At 61.9% G+C, this 15,267-nt stretch carries 10 protein-coding genes and 1 pseudogene; 4 read left to right on the top strand and 7 right to left on the bottom strand.

Annotated features, from left to right (window positions below):
* Positions 1 to 4: 4 nt before the first annotated feature.
* From ABSE61_RS23355 to ABSE61_RS23345, 3 genes and pseudogenes are all read right to left on the bottom strand, one after another.
* Positions 5 to 490: an MFS transporter gene (locus ABSE61_RS23355; RefSeq protein ID WP_423873501.1), complete on the bottom strand. Its 486-nt coding sequence runs from the start codon at positions 488 to 490 to the stop codon at positions 5 to 7.
* Positions 436 to 1,344, bottom strand: a complete 909-nt coding sequence (locus ABSE61_RS23350; RefSeq protein WP_423873500.1) for an MFS transporter — start codon at positions 1,342 to 1,344, stop codon at positions 436 to 438. The genes ABSE61_RS23355 and ABSE61_RS23350 overlap by 55 nt, the downstream gene beginning before the upstream one ends.
* A 136-nt stretch (positions 1,345 to 1,480) precedes the next feature.
* A pseudogene (locus ABSE61_RS23345) lies at positions 1,481 to 4,691 on the bottom strand (efflux RND transporter permease subunit).
* 213 nt (positions 4,692 to 4,904) lie between these two features.
* On the opposite strand from ABSE61_RS23345, the gene ABSE61_RS23340 reads away from it, so the two are divergent.
* From ABSE61_RS23340 to ABSE61_RS23330, 3 genes are all read left to right on the top strand, one after another.
* Positions 4,905 to 5,444: a DUF3617 domain-containing protein gene (locus tag ABSE61_RS23340; RefSeq protein ID WP_423873499.1), complete on the top strand. Its 540-nt coding sequence runs from the start codon at positions 4,905 to 4,907 to the stop codon at positions 5,442 to 5,444.
* 227 nt (positions 5,445 to 5,671) lie between these two features.
* Positions 5,672 to 6,583: a LysR family transcriptional regulator gene (locus ABSE61_RS23335; RefSeq protein WP_423873498.1), complete on the top strand. Its 912-nt coding sequence runs from the start codon at positions 5,672 to 5,674 to the stop codon at positions 6,581 to 6,583.
* A 171-nt stretch (positions 6,584 to 6,754) separates the two neighbouring features.
* A complete protein-coding gene (locus ABSE61_RS23330) occupies positions 6,755 to 6,982 on the top strand; it encodes a hypothetical protein (protein ID WP_423873497.1) in 228 nt (75 codons plus the stop codon).
* A 377-nt stretch (positions 6,983 to 7,359) separates the two neighbouring features.
* Here ABSE61_RS23330 and metH read toward each other — a convergent pair whose 3' ends face one another.
* Together metH and metF are read right to left on the bottom strand one after the other, a co-directional pair.
* Complete coding sequence (gene metH / locus ABSE61_RS23325; protein ID WP_423873496.1) at positions 7,360 to 11,265, bottom strand: methionine synthase; 3,906 nt, start codon at positions 11,263 to 11,265, stop codon at positions 7,360 to 7,362.
* A gap of 3 nt (positions 11,266 to 11,268) precedes the next feature.
* Positions 11,269 to 12,183, bottom strand: a complete 915-nt coding sequence (gene metF / locus ABSE61_RS23320) for a methylenetetrahydrofolate reductase [NAD(P)H] (protein ID WP_423873495.1) — start codon at positions 12,181 to 12,183, stop codon at positions 11,269 to 11,271.
* Between the two features lie 366 nt (positions 12,184 to 12,549).
* Here metF and ABSE61_RS23315 point away from each other — a divergent pair, with 366 nt between their 5' ends.
* Positions 12,550 to 13,569, top strand: a complete 1,020-nt coding sequence (locus ABSE61_RS23315) for an LLM class flavin-dependent oxidoreductase (protein ID WP_423873494.1) — start codon at positions 12,550 to 12,552, stop codon at positions 13,567 to 13,569.
* Between the two features lie 5 nt (positions 13,570 to 13,574).
* Here ABSE61_RS23315 and ABSE61_RS23310 read toward each other — a convergent pair whose 3' ends face one another.
* Both ABSE61_RS23310 and ABSE61_RS23305 read right to left on the bottom strand, forming a co-directional pair.
* A complete protein-coding gene (locus ABSE61_RS23310) occupies positions 13,575 to 14,444 on the bottom strand; it encodes a prephenate dehydratase (protein WP_423873493.1) in 870 nt (289 codons plus the stop codon).
* A gap of 19 nt (positions 14,445 to 14,463) precedes the next feature.
* Entirely contained in the window at positions 14,464 to 15,204 is a 741-nt protein-coding gene (locus ABSE61_RS23305) for a 3-deoxy-manno-octulosonate cytidylyltransferase (RefSeq protein WP_423873492.1), read from the bottom strand.
* Positions 15,205 to 15,267 lie beyond the last annotated feature (63 nt).

Raw genomic sequence — 15,267 nt, 5'->3', positions numbered from 1 at the left:
CGCGCTATTGCTTGGGTTTGGCGCCAATGCCGAGCGAGTCAAGGCTGGCACCGGACGCTGCATCGAGCTCGGCGGCCGTAATCGGCTGATCGACGATGAACAGATAACAGCCGGCCGAGACGACGCCGATCAAGGCGCCGACGACCAGCGCCGGCACGAACGAGCCGGTGTTCTGCACGATCAGGCCGGTCACGGTGGGCGCCAGCGCGCCGCCGAGATAGCCGCCGAAATTCTGCACCGCGCCGATCGAGGCGGTGCAGTTGGTTGGCACGGCGACCGAACTCAAGGCCCAGACGCAGGTCGAGGTGACGTACACCAGAAACAGCGAGACCGAGATGAATGCGATCGCCAGCGTGTTGCTGGAGACGTAGGCGGCGGCGACCGTGCAGGCTGCGGTGCCGAGTAACGCGATGGCGGCCGGATATCGCCGACTCCTCAGCGGCTCGACGCCACGGCGCACCAGGATGTCGGCGATGTAGCCGCCGAGCACGCCGCCGACGACTCCGCAGGCGAACGGAACGGCCGCAGCCACCCGGTATATTTCACGCTCATGTGGCGTTCGATTTCGAGATAGCCGGGCAGCCAGGCGGTATAGATCCAGGTGAGGTAGATGCAGCCGAAATAGCCGAAAATCATGCCCCAAGTGGTGCGGAAGCGAAACAACAGCTTCCATTCGCCGAAGGTAACTTTCGTTCGCTGACCCGGCGGATCGCCTTGCGTCCGGTAGGCGTTTTCCGGCGCGGTGAGGTCGATTTCGCCGGGGTTGCGATAGAGCAGATACCAGAACGCGGCGACGATCAGCCCGGCGATGCCCATGATCACGAACATCGCGCGCCAGCCAAAGGAGAGCATCAGATAGGTCAGAAGCGGCACCGCGATCGCGGTGCCGAGCGAGGAGGCGCAGTTGAACACGCCGGTTGCAAGCCCGCGGTCGCGCTGATTGAACCAGTCCCGCACCACGCGCGCGCCGGTCGGAAATTGCGGCGCTTCGCCGAGGCCGAGCAGGACACGGGCGCCGAAGAACTGGGTAAAATTCTGCACCAGGCCGCCGAGGAGTTGCGCGAGCGACCACAGGCTGAGACCCATGGTCAGAAGCAGCCGCGGGCCGAGACGGTCGACCATGGCGCCGGTCGGCAATTGCGAAAACGCATAGGCCCAGAGAAAGGCGGAGAGCAGATACCCCATCTCAGCAATCGAAAGACCGAGTTCTTCCCGGATCAGCGGATTGGCAACCGCCAGCGTCGCGCGGTCGATGTAATTGACGACGCCGGAAATCACCAGCAGGGCCAGGGCGACACGCTGTATCGATTTGAGGCGCGGCGTCGCCAACTCCATCCCTGACATGATTTCCTCACCTGTGTTTGTCTTGCGTAATTTTGTGAGGACAGTAGCGGGCGCGCTGGCGCCGATCCAGAACGGCGCACGCCGGGCCTGATGTGCAATTTCGCATGGACCGGCGGGACGGCTTGGGGCCGTTACGTCAGATGGGGGGCGGCTCTCTCAACGCCAGGCGGCGCTGTTTCCGCCGTTGCCGCCAGTGTCTGGCGCGGTCGAGATAGAGATACACCACCGGCGTAGTGTAGAGCGTCAGGATCTGGCTGACGATCAGCCCGCCGAAAATGGCAATGCATGATCGGCCGGAAGCGCATCACGCAGGCTTCGAAGATGGCGTCGGCGGACGACAGCCCGCGCTGACGTTCGGCATCGAGCGCGAAGTCGATCATCATGATGGCGTTCTTCTTCACGATGCCGATCAGGAGGATCACCCCGATCATCGCGATGATGTCGAACTGGGTGTGGAAAATGATCAGCGCCAACACCGCTCCGACGCCCGCCGACGGCAACGTGGACAGGATGGTGAGCGGATGAATGTAGCTCTCGTAGAGCATGCCGAGCGAGATGTAGATGGTCGCGAACGCCGCCAACACGAGGAACGGCTCGTTCGCCAGCGACTGCTGGAAGATCTTGGCGGCTCCCGAAAAGCTGCCGTGCATGGTGGCCGGCATGCCGATCCGGCTCATGGTCGTCTCGATCGCGGTGACCCCCGCGCTCAGCGCCACGCCCGGCGGCAGGTTGAAGGAGACGGTGGTGGCGACGAAAAGATCCTGATGGTTGACGGTGAGCGGCGTCTCGCCTTGCGAGAACTTGGCGACGCTCGACAACGGAATCATCGTTTCGGCGCCGGTCGAGACAGCGGTCCCGGTGGACGAAGCCCCTTTGCCCGAGGCGCCGATCGAGTTGGTCGCGAGATTTCGCACCGCGTTGGCGGCGATCGCGCTGATCGAGTTTTTCTGCGAGGGCGAGGTAATCGTGCCGGCGACCGCGTTGGTGGTTTGTGAGCCGCTCGCGGTCCCGCCTGAGGTGCTGACATAGACATCCCGCAACGTTTGCGGATTCTGCCAGTAGGCGGGCTCGACCTCCATGATCACGTGATACTGGTTGCGTGCGACATAGATCGTCGAGACCTGCCGCTGCCCGAACGCGTCATAAAGCGTGTTGTCGATCTGGCTGACCGTAATCCCGAGCTGGGCGGCGGAATCGCGGTCGATCACCAGGTTGGATTGCAGGGCCTTGTTCTGCTGATCGCTGCTGACATCGGCAAGAGCCGGATTGGATTGCAACGCCGCGACCAGCTTTGGCGTCCATTCATTCAGCTCATCGAAGGTCGCGCCCTGCAGGGAATATTGATAGGCCGCATTGCCCGAGCGCCCGCCGGCGCCGAGGTCTCCGACTGATTGCAGGAACAGCGTGGCGCCGGCTACCGCGGCGAGGTTGCCGCGCAGCCGTTCGATCACCCGGTCGGCCGGCAAGTTGCGTTCGCCCATCGGTTTCAGCGACGCGAACACCGTGCCGGTATTGGTTGAGCCGCCGGGGCCCGGGCCGCTGCCGCCGGTGAACCCGACAGCGGAATCAACCGCCGGATCGCTTTTGACGATATCGATGAACTGCGTCAGCTTCTCGCGCATCAGTTGAAACGAGGTGCTTTGATCGGCCTGGATCGACCCGATCAATAATCCAGTGTCCTGCTGCGGCACGAAACCTTTCGGCACGACGCCGTAGAGATGAAAGTTCAGCCACAGCGTCGCGGCCAGGATCAGCATCACCGAAAGCGGATGATGCAGCGCGATCGTCAGCGTCCGGCGATAGCCGTTCAACATCGCCTCGAAGATACCCTCGCTGATTTGATAGATGCGCCCGTGCGTCTCGCCGCGATGGCGGCGCAGCAACACGGCGCACATCATCGGCGTCGTCGTCAGCGAGACCACCAGCGAGATCGCAATCGCAATCGTGATCGTCATGGCGAATTCGCGAAACAGCCGGCCGACCAGGCCGCCCATCAGGAGGATCGGGACGAAGACCGCAACCAGTGACACGCTCATCGACACGACGGTAAAGCCGACCTCGCGGGCGCCGATCAGCGTGGCATCGAGCCGCGACATGCCGGCATCCAGGTGGCGGGCGATGTTTTCGAGCACGACGATGGCGTCGTCGACTACAAATCCCGTCGCAACCGTCAACGCCATCAGGGAAAAGATGTCGAGGCTATAGCCCAGCAGATACATCACGGCGAATGTCGCCACCAGCGAGACCGAGACCGCCACGACCGGCACCAGCGTGGCGCGCGCATCGCGCAGGAACGCGAACACGACGAGAATCACCAGGGCGACGGTGATGAGCAGTGTGATTTCGACGTCCCGCAGCGAGGCGCGGATCGTCTTGGAGCGATCGACGGCGAGGTTGATGTCGATGGCGGGCGAGACCGAGGCCTTGAGCTGCGGCATCAGCGACTTCACGCGGTCGACCATCTGCACGATGTTGGCGCCCGACTGCCGGTACACGATCATCATGACCGCCGGCTTGCCATTGGCGAGACCGAGCGTGCGGACGTTTTCCACGGAGTCGATGACGTCGCCGACGTCGGCCAGGCGCACGGGCGCCCCGTTGCGGTAGGCGACGATCAGCGACCGGTAGTTCTCGGCCTTGTTGGCCTGATCGTTGGAATAGATCTGGTAGCGCTGGTCGTGGACGTCGATGCCGCCCTTTGGGCTGTGGGCGTTGGTGCTGCCGAGCGCTGCGCGGATATCTTCGAGGCCGATGCCGTATTTGTAGAGTGCCGGCGGAAGCAGTTCGACGCGCACGGCGGGCAGCGAGCCGCCGCTGACGGCGACTTCGCCGACGCCCTCGATCTGCGACAGCTTCTGGGCCAGCACGGTCGAGGCGGCGTCATAAAGTTCGGCGGGAACCAGCGTGTCCGAGGTCAACGTGTAGATCAGGATCGGCGCCGAAGCCGGATTGAACTTGCGGTAGGTCGGATTGCTCCGCAGGCTCGCCGGCAGGTCGGCGCGCGCCGCATTGATGGCGGCCTGCACGTCACGCGCGGCGCCATTGATGTCGCGGCCGATGTCGAATTGCAGATTGACGCGGGCGGAGCCGAGCGTGCTCGTGGACGTCATTTCCGTGACGTTGGCGATCTGGCCGAGATGACGTTCGAGCGGGCTTGCGACCGTCATGGCGACGTCTACTGGGCTTGCGCCCGGCAAGGTCGCCTGCACCGAAATGGTCGGAATATCGACGTCGGGCAACGGCGAGACCGGCAGCTTGAAAAACGCGATCGTGCCCGCCACCACAAGCCCAAGCGATAACAGCGTGGTGGCGACCGGACGGCGGATAAAAGGGCTGGAGAGATTCATAAAGCTGCGATCGAAGCCGTTGCGGATCAGCTTCTATCTGGCAACGCCACCATAAAAAAGGTTACAAATGTAACATAATGTCACACGGCGTCGCCACACGCCTGCCTCAAACCGGGGCGCGAAAAAGCGGCTTTGGTTGATGTCCGTCGTATTTGCTCAGGGACAATGAACTTGATAGGACGCCGTCATGGCGCAAAATCACGAAATCGTCCGATGAGCCGCAGCATATACGGGCCGCCTGTCACGTTAGGCTTGAGCGCGGCTTCTGCTTTGCTCTTGATGGTGCACGCGGAGGCCACCGATTTGCCGGCGCGAAAGCCGGGCCTGTGGGAGGTCAAGACCACCATCGAGGGTCACGGGCGCGCGGTCACGGTGCAGCAATGCATCGATGCGGCCACCGATCAGATGCTGCAATCGAGCGCCGGTTCGTTCGCCGCGCCGGCCTGCCCCGAGCGTGAGGTGAAGAAGTCGGACAACGGGACGACGATCGACTCGCGCTGCAACTTCAACGGCAAGGCCGCGAACGCGCACGCGGTCATCACCGGCAGTTTCGACAGCGCCTATACCATGACGGTGACGTCGGAAGGCGCTGATTTGCCCGCGATGACGATGACAAGCGAAGGCAAGTGGCTCGGGGCCTGTGCCGCCGGCCAGCAGCCGGGCGATGTCGTCATGGCCAATGGCGTCAAGGTCAACATTCCGGAGTTGCAGAAGCGCGCGCTGGCGCCGGATCCATCGCAGCCGGGCAAGTAGGTTTATCGCCAGTGTGGCGGCTCAGAAGTCCGCATCATTGCGGCCCGCGAGTTCGTCATGCGGACTTCTGAGCCAAAAGCCACACTAGAACAATAGGTTTGCTAGTGTCCTTTTGATTCCGAAGTTCGTAAACGTGGGGCCGCAAGAGGGTACGAACTTCGGAATCAGGACACTAGCCTGTCCACGATGTAACATTGTCCGGCGCGATTTGATCATCAGGGATCGGGATGGATCGGCTCACCAGCCTGACGGCCTTTGTCCGGGTCGTGGACAGCGGCGGTTTTTCCGCCGCCGGCCGTCGCCTCAATATGTCCACAGCCATGATCAGCAACCATGTGCACGCGCTCGAGGAGCGTTTGGGCGTGCGGCTTCTGAACCGCACCACGCGCAAGATCAGCCTGACCGAGGCCGGCAAAGCCTATTACGACCGTTGCACGCATATCCTCGCCGATCTGGAGCAGGCGGACGATATCGCAGGCGCGCTGCAGGCGACCCTCAGAGGCACACTACGCGTCTATACGTCGACCAGCATGGTCCCGCTGGTGTCGTCGGTCGTCACCGAATTCCTGAAAAGCTATCCCGAGGCCAGCGTCGACCTGACGATGGGCGAACGCAGCGTCGACCTCATCGACGAGGGATATGATATTGCGATCCGCCTCACGCCGCCGCCGGATTCGAGTTCGATCGTCCGCAGCCTCGCCACCTGGCGGCATGTCCTGTGCTGTTCGCATGATTATCTCGAAAAGCACGGGCGGCCGGAACGGCTTTCCGATCTGTCCAGCCACAATTGCCTGCGTCATGCGCTCTACCCTTTCGAAGACGGGTGGCATTTCACGGACCGTGATGGCGCCCCGGCGTCGGTGAAAGTATCGGGCAACCTGGTCACCAACAGCGGTGAAACGCTGCGCGTTGCCGCCCTTCAGGGCGTGGGCATTTGTCTCGCCGCAGGATTTCTCTTTCATGACGACCTCGAAGCCAACAGGCTTGTGCGCCTGTTGCCGGAATATCGGCCCGTCGAGCTTTCAATGATTGCGGTTTACCCGCATCGCCATCAACTATCTGTGAAGGTCAGAACCTTCATCGATCTTTTGGTGCGGCGCAGCGCCAAGCGGAAGAAGTTGATCGATCCTTTTTCCTGACAATCAGGATCGTTTGCCCCAAGGGCCGGGCTTTTTTCGAGGCATCGATTATCAAGCAAGATAGAACAATCTGTTTCAGCTTTTGCGTATTATCGTCCGACCCGGCCGTGACTAGGTTTAGGCAACACGAGGCGATCTTGCTTCGTAAAAGACAGACCGGGAGATACTACAATGAACAAGATCACGAAACGCATCGCTGCCTCAGCCGTGACAACGCTGATCGCTGTATCGATGATCCAAAGCGCGACGGCCGCCGAGCGGACGAAGAAGCATCACGTCGCCGTTACCACCAACGAACAGGTTCGCAACGCGAATGCGTCGGCCGCGCCGTTCTATGCCTATCCAGCTGAGTCCGGCAGCTTCCGAGACGAAGCTCTTTCCCCGCCTGCGGGGCGCTGACGTCTGAGTTCTCTCTGCCAAAAGAAGCAGCGGCCGGTCATGGACTGGCCGCTGCTTCTTTTATGCGAATTTGCCCGTCGGGCAAATTAGCCAGCGCACCTTGATCCTTTCGCAAAGTCCATCCCGTCTTACCAAAATTTTCTGCTTTCGCCGTCGGGAAAATCACCTTTCGGGCTGCCGCCGTCTCGCGCCCGATCGAGGGGCGCTTGGCGATCGTCACGACACGTTGGGCGCGGGATGCGATGGACGCTTGCGGTGCGCCGGACGTACGCGCAGTCAAGCGGACGGCGAAGTCGTGTGGTCCTGATGTCGCGATGCTGGCATCAACTCGCGCCAATGCTTTGCATTGCGCGGGGAAATGACGAAAGGTGATAATGCTACCCCGCGCCGACCTTCTTCTTGCGATAAGCCAGATGCACCGCGCAATTGCAGCCCGGCGGATGCGATTGAAGTTCCTTGTGAAGTTCCTTGGCCTCGACGTCATTGGCGGGCGTCGCGGCGGACGGCGCCAGCTTCGGCATTGCCTCCTTGACGCTGCGATCCTGCGCCGACCGATCTTGAGCCGGGACGTAGTTCAGGATCGGCGCGAGCCAGCGTTCGGTCTCCTCGACGCTAAAGCCCTTGCGCACGGCGTAGTCCTCGACCTGATCACGCTCGATCTTGCCGACGCCGAAATAGAAGCTTTCGGGGTGGCTGAAATAAAGCCCGGATACGGATGAGCCGGGCCACATCGCAAAGCTTTCGGTGAGCGTCACACCGGCGGTGTTCTCGGCATCGAGCAGCTCGAACAACGTCGCTTTTTCGGTGTGATCAGGCTGCGCCGGATAGCCGGGCGCAGGGCGAATGCCCTGATATTTTTCGAGGATCAGGTCGTCGGCTGCGAGATTTTCGTCCGGCGCATAACCCCAGAACTCGCGCCGCACCCGCGCATGCATGCGCTCGGCAAAGGCTTCGGCGAGCCGATCGGCCAGTGCCTTGCATAGAATCGAGGAGTAGTCGTCGTTGGCGTTCTTGAAGCGATCGGCCACCACGTCTTCGCCGATACCGGCCGTCACCACGAACGCGCCGATGTAATCCGCCAAGCCGCTGTCGCGCGGCGCGATGAAATCGGACAAAGCGGAGTTGAAACGCCCTTCACGCTTCTCGAGCTGCTGGCGCAAGGTGTGCAGGGTCGCGATCGGCTTTTCGCGCGCCTCATCCGCGTAAACCAGAATGTCGTCGCCCTTTGCGTTCGCCGGCCAGAAGCCAATCGTCGCCTGTGCCGTGAACCATTTCTCACTGATGATGCGATCGAGCATCTTGCGCGCATCGCCGTACAGCGAGCGGGCGACTTCGCCGACAGTCGCGTCGTCGAGAATGGCGGGAAAACGCCCTGCGAGTTCCCAGGTCTGGAAGAACGGCGTCCAGTCGATGTACTCGGCCAATTCCGCCAGGTCGTATTCCCGGAATGTCTTGATCCCGAAGAAAGCGGGCCTCTTCGGCGGCGTCCTGGTAAAATCGAGCGTGGCAGCGTTCTTGCGCGCGTCCGCAAGCCTCAAGCGCTTCTTGTCGGCCTGCGCCCGGAAATGCGCCGCCGAAATCTTGGCATATTCGGCGCGCACGTCGGCGGCATAGGCCGTGCGTTTCTCCGGCGACAACAGCGAAGAGGCGACGCCGACGGCGCGGCTGGCGTCATTGACATGCACCACCGGCCCGGAGCGGTAATTGGGATCGATCTTGACGGCGGTGTGGACGCGGCTCGTGGTCGCCCCTCCAATCAGAAGCGGAATTTCGAGCCCTTCGCGCTGCATTTCTCCGGCCAGAAAGCTCATCTCGTCGAGCGACGGCGTAATCAGCCCGGAAAGGCCGATGATGTCGGCGTCTTCGCGCTTGGCGGTCTCGATGATCTTGGCCGCCGGTACCATGACGCCGAGGTCGATTACTTCGAAATTATTACATTGCAGCACGATGCCGACGATGTTCTTGCCGATGTCGTGGACATCGCCCTTGACGGTCGCGAGCACGATCTTGCCGGCGGCGTTGCGGCCGTCGCTCGCGACGCCGTTGGCCTTGTTTCGCGCCTTCTCTTCTTCCATGAACGGCATCAGGTAAGCGACCGCCTGCTTCATGACGCGGGCGGATTTCACCACCTGGGGCAGGAACATCTTTCCGTCGCCGAAGAGATCGCCGACAATGTTCATGCCGGCCATCAGTGGTCCCTCGATCACATCAAGCGGACGCTTGGCCAGCGCTCGCGAATCCTCGGTGTCGGCTTCGATATATTCGGTAATGCCGTGCACCAGCGCGTGGCTAAGCCGCTTGTCGACCGGCCATTCGCGCCAGGCGAGATCATGCTCCTGGGTTTTCCTCTCCTTGCCGCGGAATTTCTCGGCAAGCGCCAGCAGGCGCTCGGATGCGCCCGGATCGCGGTTGAGGATGACGTCCTCGCAGGTCTGGCGCAATTCAGGGTCGATGTCGTCATAGACGACCATCTGCCCGGCATTGACGATGCCCATGTCCATGCCGGCCTTGATGGCATGATACAGAAACACCGAGTGCATGGCTTCGCGCACCGGCTCGTTGCCGCGGAACGAGAACGAAAGATTGGAGACGCCGCCGGAGATGTGCGCATGCGGCAGATTCTGGCGTATCCAGCGCGTCGCCTCGATGAAGTCGACGCCGTAATTATTATGCTCCTCGATGCCGGTGGCGATCGCAAAAATATTCGGATCGAAGATGATGTCTTCCGGCGGAAAGCCGACGCGATCGACGAGGATGTCGTAGGCGCGCCTGCAGATTTCGGTCTTGCGCGCAAACGTGTCGGCTTGACCCTTCTCGTCGAAGGCCATCACCACCACCGCCGCGCCATGGCGCTTGGCGATATTGGCTTCGTGGATGAATTTCTCCTCGCCCTCTTTCATCGAGATCGAGTTCACCACCGGCTTGCCCTGCACGCATTTCAGGCCGGCTTCGATGACAGGAAATTTCGAAGAGTCGACCATCACGGGGACGCGGGCGATGTCGGGCTCGGCGGCGACGAGATTGAGGAAGGTCACCATCGCCGCTTCGGAATCGAGCAGCCCTTCGTCCATATTGACGTCGATGATCTGTGCGCCATTTTCAACCTGGTCGCGCGCCACCTGCAATGCGGCGGTGTAGTCGCCGGCCGTGATCAATTTACGAAATCGCGCCGAGCCGGTGACGTTGGTGCGCTCGCCGACGTTGACGAAGGGAATGGCCGGCGTCAGCTCAAAGGGTTCCAGGCCGGAAAGCCGCAAGCGCGGAGCGATGTCCGGGAGAATGCGCGGTTTGTGTGGGGCAACCGCCGCTGCAATCGCGGCCATATGGTCAGGCGTGGTGCCGCAGCAACCGCCGACGACATTGACGAGGCCGGCGGAGGCAAATTCGCCGATCAGGCGTGCCATATATTCCGGGCTCTCGTCGTACTGGCCGAACTCATTCGGGAGTCCGGCGTTCGGATAGGCGCACACCAAGGCATCGGCGACGCGGCCGATGTCCGCGATATGGGCGCGCAGATCCTCGGCGCCGAGCGCGCAGTTGAAACCGATCGTGATGGGTCTGGCGTGACGCACCGAATTCCAGAACGCTTCAGGAAGCTGTCCCGACAGCAGGCGGCCGGATTTGTCGGTGATGGTGCCGGAAACCATGACCGGCACGTCGATGCCGCGTTCTTCCGTGATCTCGGCAATCGCGTAGAGCGCGGCCTTGGCATTGAGCGTGTCGAAAATGGTTTCGACCAGCAGAAGGTCGGCGCCGCCATCGAGCAGGCCCTTGATCTGTTCGCCATAGGCCTTGCGCAAATCGTCGAAGGTGACGGCGCGGTAGCCGGGATTGGACACGTCGGGGGAAATCGACGCGGTGCGGTTGGTCGGGCCGATGGCGCCGGCGACAAAACGCGGCTTGCCGTCTTCGGCGCTGACGCGCACCGCAGCCGCACGCGCGAGCCTCGCGCCTTCCAGGTTGAGTTCGTAAGCGAGGTCCGACATCTCGTAATCGGCCTGCGCGATTGAGGTCGAGGAAAAGGTATTGGTGGCGACGATGTCGGCGCCGGCGCGCAAATAAGCGGCGTGGATATCCTCGATCGCGTTTGGCTGGGTCAGGATCAACAGGTCATTGTTGCCTTTGACGTCGCGATGAAAGCCGGCAAACCGCGCGCTGCGAAACGCGGCTTCGTCAAATTGCAGCGCCTGGATCATGGTGCCCATAGCGCCGTCGAGCACGAGAATGCGCTCTTTGGCGGCGTTGAGGAACGCGGTGCGTGTCGACGAGACGGGCAAGACCATTGTTCAAGCCGCCTTCTGCGCGCCTGCGGGGCGGATGCCGAGCAGATGGCAGATCGCAAAGACCAAATCAGCACGGTTCATGGTGTAGAAGTGAAAAGTATCGACGCCGCGTTTGTTGAGCTTCTGCACTTGCCCCGCGGCAACCGTTGCGGCCACCAGCTTGCGGGTCTCGACGTCGTCGTCGAGCCCGTCGAATTTTTCCGCGAGCCAATCCGGCACCGTGGTGCCGGCGCGGGTGACGAAATTTCTCGCCTGTTTGAAATTGTGCATCGGCATGATGCCGGGCACGATCGGAATATCGATGCCGCGGGCACGGACGCGGTCGAGGTAGCGATAGTAAAGGTCGTTATCGAAGAACACCTGCGTGATGGCGCGCGTGGCGCCGGCGTCGACCTTGGCTTTGAGTCCGTCGATGTCGGCGTCGAAACTGGGGCTCTCGGGATGCTTTTCCGGATAGGCCGAAACCGAGACCTCGATATCGGGAAATCGCTTTTTGATACCGGCCACTAGTTCGGAAGAGCTTTGATAGCCGTTGGGATGGGTCGTAAACGGCGTGCCGATGCCGCCCGGCGGGTCGCCACGCAGCGCCACGATGTGGCGGACGCCGGTCTCGTGATATTTGGCGACGATGTCGTCGATCTCGCCGCGCGAAGCTCCGACGCAGGTCAGATGCGCGGCCGGCAACAAATCGGTTTCGCCGAGAAGGCGGGCGATGGTCGAATGGGTGCGCTCGCGGGTCGATCCGCCGGCGCCGTAGGTCACGGAGACAAAACTCGGCGCAAGCGGGGCGAGGCGGTTAATCGTGTCCCAGAGATTCTTCTCCATTTCCTCGGTCTTGGGCGGGAAGAACTCGAAGGAGATTGCCGGCTGCTTGGTCGCGCGGGGGCCGCCGGTGGCAACAGGGGTAGCTTCGCTCATGATACTCAATGGTCTCCGCGGCAACCTCACGCCTCGCATGGCGCTGGTACAGGAACCGCTAAGATAGGCGAAAAGGCTTGAGCCTTATAGCCCACCGGATATGGGAATTTGCCCAAAAATGCTAAATATGTCGAGATATTATATCCTTTTTAAAATTAGGTGGGCAATTGTCGACCCACGTATCAGATTGTATTTGAAGTATAATGACTAAAAATCGCGATGAGGCATTGGTGGGCAAGATAAAGATATTAATAAATATAAAACTTACTGCCCATCGGACGCCAGTGATCCGGGCGCCGGGCCGGCTTCAAACGTCATGCATGCCCAGCGGTTGTACGGTTGGGCCGTGGCATTAGGTTTAAGGCGATGATTCCGCTCTCCGTCCTCGATCTCTCGGTGGTTACCACGGCTACCAAGCCTGCCGCGGCGCTGCGCAACAGCATCGATCTCGCCCGCCATGCGGACGCGCTCGGCTTCACCCGCTACTGGCTCGCCGAGCATCACAACCTAGCTTCGGTCGCGAGCCCCGCGCCCGATATCATGATCGGCCAGATCGCAGCCGTGACGAAGAACATCCGCGTCGGCTCCGGCGGGGTGATGCTGCCGAACCATGCGCCGCTGGTGGTGGCCGAGCGGTTCAAAATGCTGGAAGCGCTGTTTCCGGGCCGGATCGATCTCGGGCTCGGCCGCGCGCCCGGCACCGATGGCGCCACGGCTCACGCGCTACGCAGCCGGCTCGATCGCCGGGAAGGCGATGACTTCCTCGAACGGCTGCATGAGTTGACGCTGTGGGAGACCCGCAACTTCCCGCCCAACCATCCCTTCAATCAGGTCGTGGCGATGCCCGACGACACGCCGTTGCCGCCGATCTGGCTGCTCGGCTCCAGCGATTACAGTGCGGAACTGGCGGCCCAGGTCGGCATGGGCTACGCGTTCGCGCATCATTTTGCGTCCTATGACGCCATCGCTGCGATGACGAACTACCGCGCCCGTTTCAAGCAGACCGGTTGGCGCGAAACACCGTATGCGATTCTGGCGGTGGCGGTGGTCGCGGCCGAAACGGATGCCGAAGCCGAACGGCTCGCCGCGTCGATGGACCTCAATCGCTTGCTGCGCGATCGTGGCCAATATATTCCGCTGCCGAGTATCGAGGAGGCGCAGGCCTATCCTTACACCGACGCCGATCGAGCTGCGATTGCGCGCAACCGTTCGCGCTTGTTTGTCGGCAGCCCCGCAACGGTGATAAAAAAGCTAGAGTCGATGATCGCGGCAAGCCAAGCCGACGAACTGATGGTGATCACCGCTGTCTACGATCACGAGGCGCGCAAGAAGTCCTACAGCCTGCTGGCTGACGCATTCGGGCTAGCCAAGAAGGAAGCGGCGTAAGCCGATCAGTCCTGCTGTTCGCTAAAGGTGGCGCGGAACGGATGAGCCGGATAGACGCCGACAATGCGGAATTCACGCGAGAAGAATTTCAACTCCTCGAGCGCAAAGGCGAGGCCCTTGTCGTCGGGGTGGCCGTCGACATCGGCGTAGAACTGCGTGGCAAAGAAATTGCCGTCGACCATGTAGCTTTCGAGCTTGGTCATGTTGACACCGTTGGTGGCAAAGCCGCCCATCGCCTTGTAGAGCGCTGCCGGCAGGTTTCTCACCCGGAAGACAAATGTGGTGACCAGCGGCCCCGACTCCTGTTTGGCCCAATTGGCTTGGCGCGCCAGCACCACGAAGCGGGTGGTGTTGTGGGCCTCGTCCTCGACGTCTTCGGCCAGAATGTCGAGGCCGTAAATTTCGGCCGCGAGTTTTGGGGCGATCGCGGCGCAGGTTTTGTCGCCGCGATCAGCAATGATATGCGCGCTGCCGGCGGTGTCGCCCGCCACGATCGGCTTGATGCCGAGCTTGCGAATGATGCGCCGGCATTGTCCGAGCGCGTGAACGTGGCTTTCGACCGTCTTGATGTCGCCGATTTTGGCACCGCGGGGCGCCATCAACTGATGATGCACCGGCAGGAACCACTCGCCGACGATGAAGAGGCCGGATTGCGGCAAGAGATGATGAATGTCGGCGACGCGGCCGGCGACCGAATTCTCGATCGGGATCATGCCGAGGTCGGCCTCGCCCGAGGAGATCGCGGCCAACGCGTCCTCGAAAGTCGGGCAGGGCAGCGCTTCAGCGTCGGGATAGGCCTCGGCGATGGCGATGTGGGAGTTCGCGCCCGACTCGCCCTGGAATGCGATTTTCATGATCTTGGTCGACTTGGTCATGGCGCCTTGTACCAGCCGCTCAGCTTTTCGCCAGTAGTTGCCGCGTAGCCTCCAGGTCGGCCGGGGTATCGACGCCGCGCGGCACGGTATCGACGATCCCGATGTCGATCCGCATTCCCGCCTCCAGCGCCCGCAATTGCTCCAGTTTCTCCTGCTGCTCGAGCGGCGAGGGGGGGAGGCGGACGAAGCGCTCAAGCGCGGCGCGGCGATAGGCGTAGAGACCGATGTGATGGTAGCGCGGTCCCTCGCCATGGGGGGCGGTCGCGCGGGTGAAATAGAGCGCGCGCAGCCGCCGGGGGCCGATCGTTGAGCCGACCGCCTTCACGACGTTGGGGTTCAAGGCTTCTTCCTGGGTATGGATTTCCGCCGCCAAGGTCGCGATGTCGACCGCGGGGTTTTCCAGCGGCGCCAGCACATCGCGGATATTGTCCGGGCTGATGGTCGGAAAATCGCCCTGCAGATTGATCACGATCTCGGTCTCGTGGCCGGGATCGAGCGAGCCGAGCGCCTCGAAAATCCGGTCCGAGCCGGACGGATGGTCGGCGCGGGTCATGACCGCCTCTCCGCCGTGCGTTTTAACCGCGGCCGCGATCTCGGCCGTATCAGTTGCAACCGCCACCCGGCCAATTCCGGCGGCCTCGGCGCGGCGGAGCACATGGACGATCATCGGCAGACCGGCCATCTCCAATAGCGGCTTGCCGGGCAGGCGCGTGGCGGCCATGCGGGCAGGAATCAGTACCAAAATACGGGGGTTGGTCATCAGAATGCGGTCTGGTGCCCCTCCGAGAAGCGGCCGAAATAATGGGGATGGGTCAAAAGCCAA

The organism is Bradyrhizobium sp., from assembly GCF_049519115.1.
Classification (GTDB): Bacteria; Pseudomonadota; Alphaproteobacteria; order Rhizobiales; family Xanthobacteraceae; genus Bradyrhizobium.
The sequence above is the reverse complement of the archived record's forward strand: the minus strand, read 5'-3'. Positions and strand labels throughout refer to the sequence as shown.

Bases quoted from the DNA above. Each gene is read 5' to 3' on its own strand.
- ABSE61_RS23340 (WP_423873499.1), top strand. From the start codon at position 4,905: ATGAGCCGCAGCATATACGGGCCGCCTGTCACGTTAGGCTTGAGCGCG.
- ABSE61_RS23315 (WP_423873494.1), top strand. From the start codon at position 12,550: ATGATTCCGCTCTCCGTCCTCGATCTCTCGGTGGTTACCACGGCTACC.
- ABSE61_RS23305 (WP_423873492.1), bottom strand. From the start codon at position 15,204: ATGACCAACCCCCGTATTTTGGTACTGATTCCTGCCCGCATGGCCGCC.
- metF (WP_423873495.1), bottom strand. From the start codon at position 12,183: ATGAGCGAAGCTACCCCTGTTGCCACCGGCGGCCCCCGCGCGACCAAG.
- ABSE61_RS23350 (WP_423873500.1), bottom strand. From the start codon at position 1,344: ATGTCAGGGATGGAGTTGGCGACGCCGCGCCTCAAATCGATACAGCGT.
- ABSE61_RS23330 (WP_423873497.1), top strand. From the start codon at position 6,755: ATGAACAAGATCACGAAACGCATCGCTGCCTCAGCCGTGACAACGCTG.
- ABSE61_RS23335 (WP_423873498.1), top strand. From the start codon at position 5,672: ATGGATCGGCTCACCAGCCTGACGGCCTTTGTCCGGGTCGTGGACAGC.
- metH (WP_423873496.1), bottom strand. From the start codon at position 11,265: ATGGTCTTGCCCGTCTCGTCGACACGCACCGCGTTCCTCAACGCCGCC.
- ABSE61_RS23310 (WP_423873493.1), bottom strand. From the start codon at position 14,444: ATGACCAAGTCGACCAAGATCATGAAAATCGCATTCCAGGGCGAGTCG.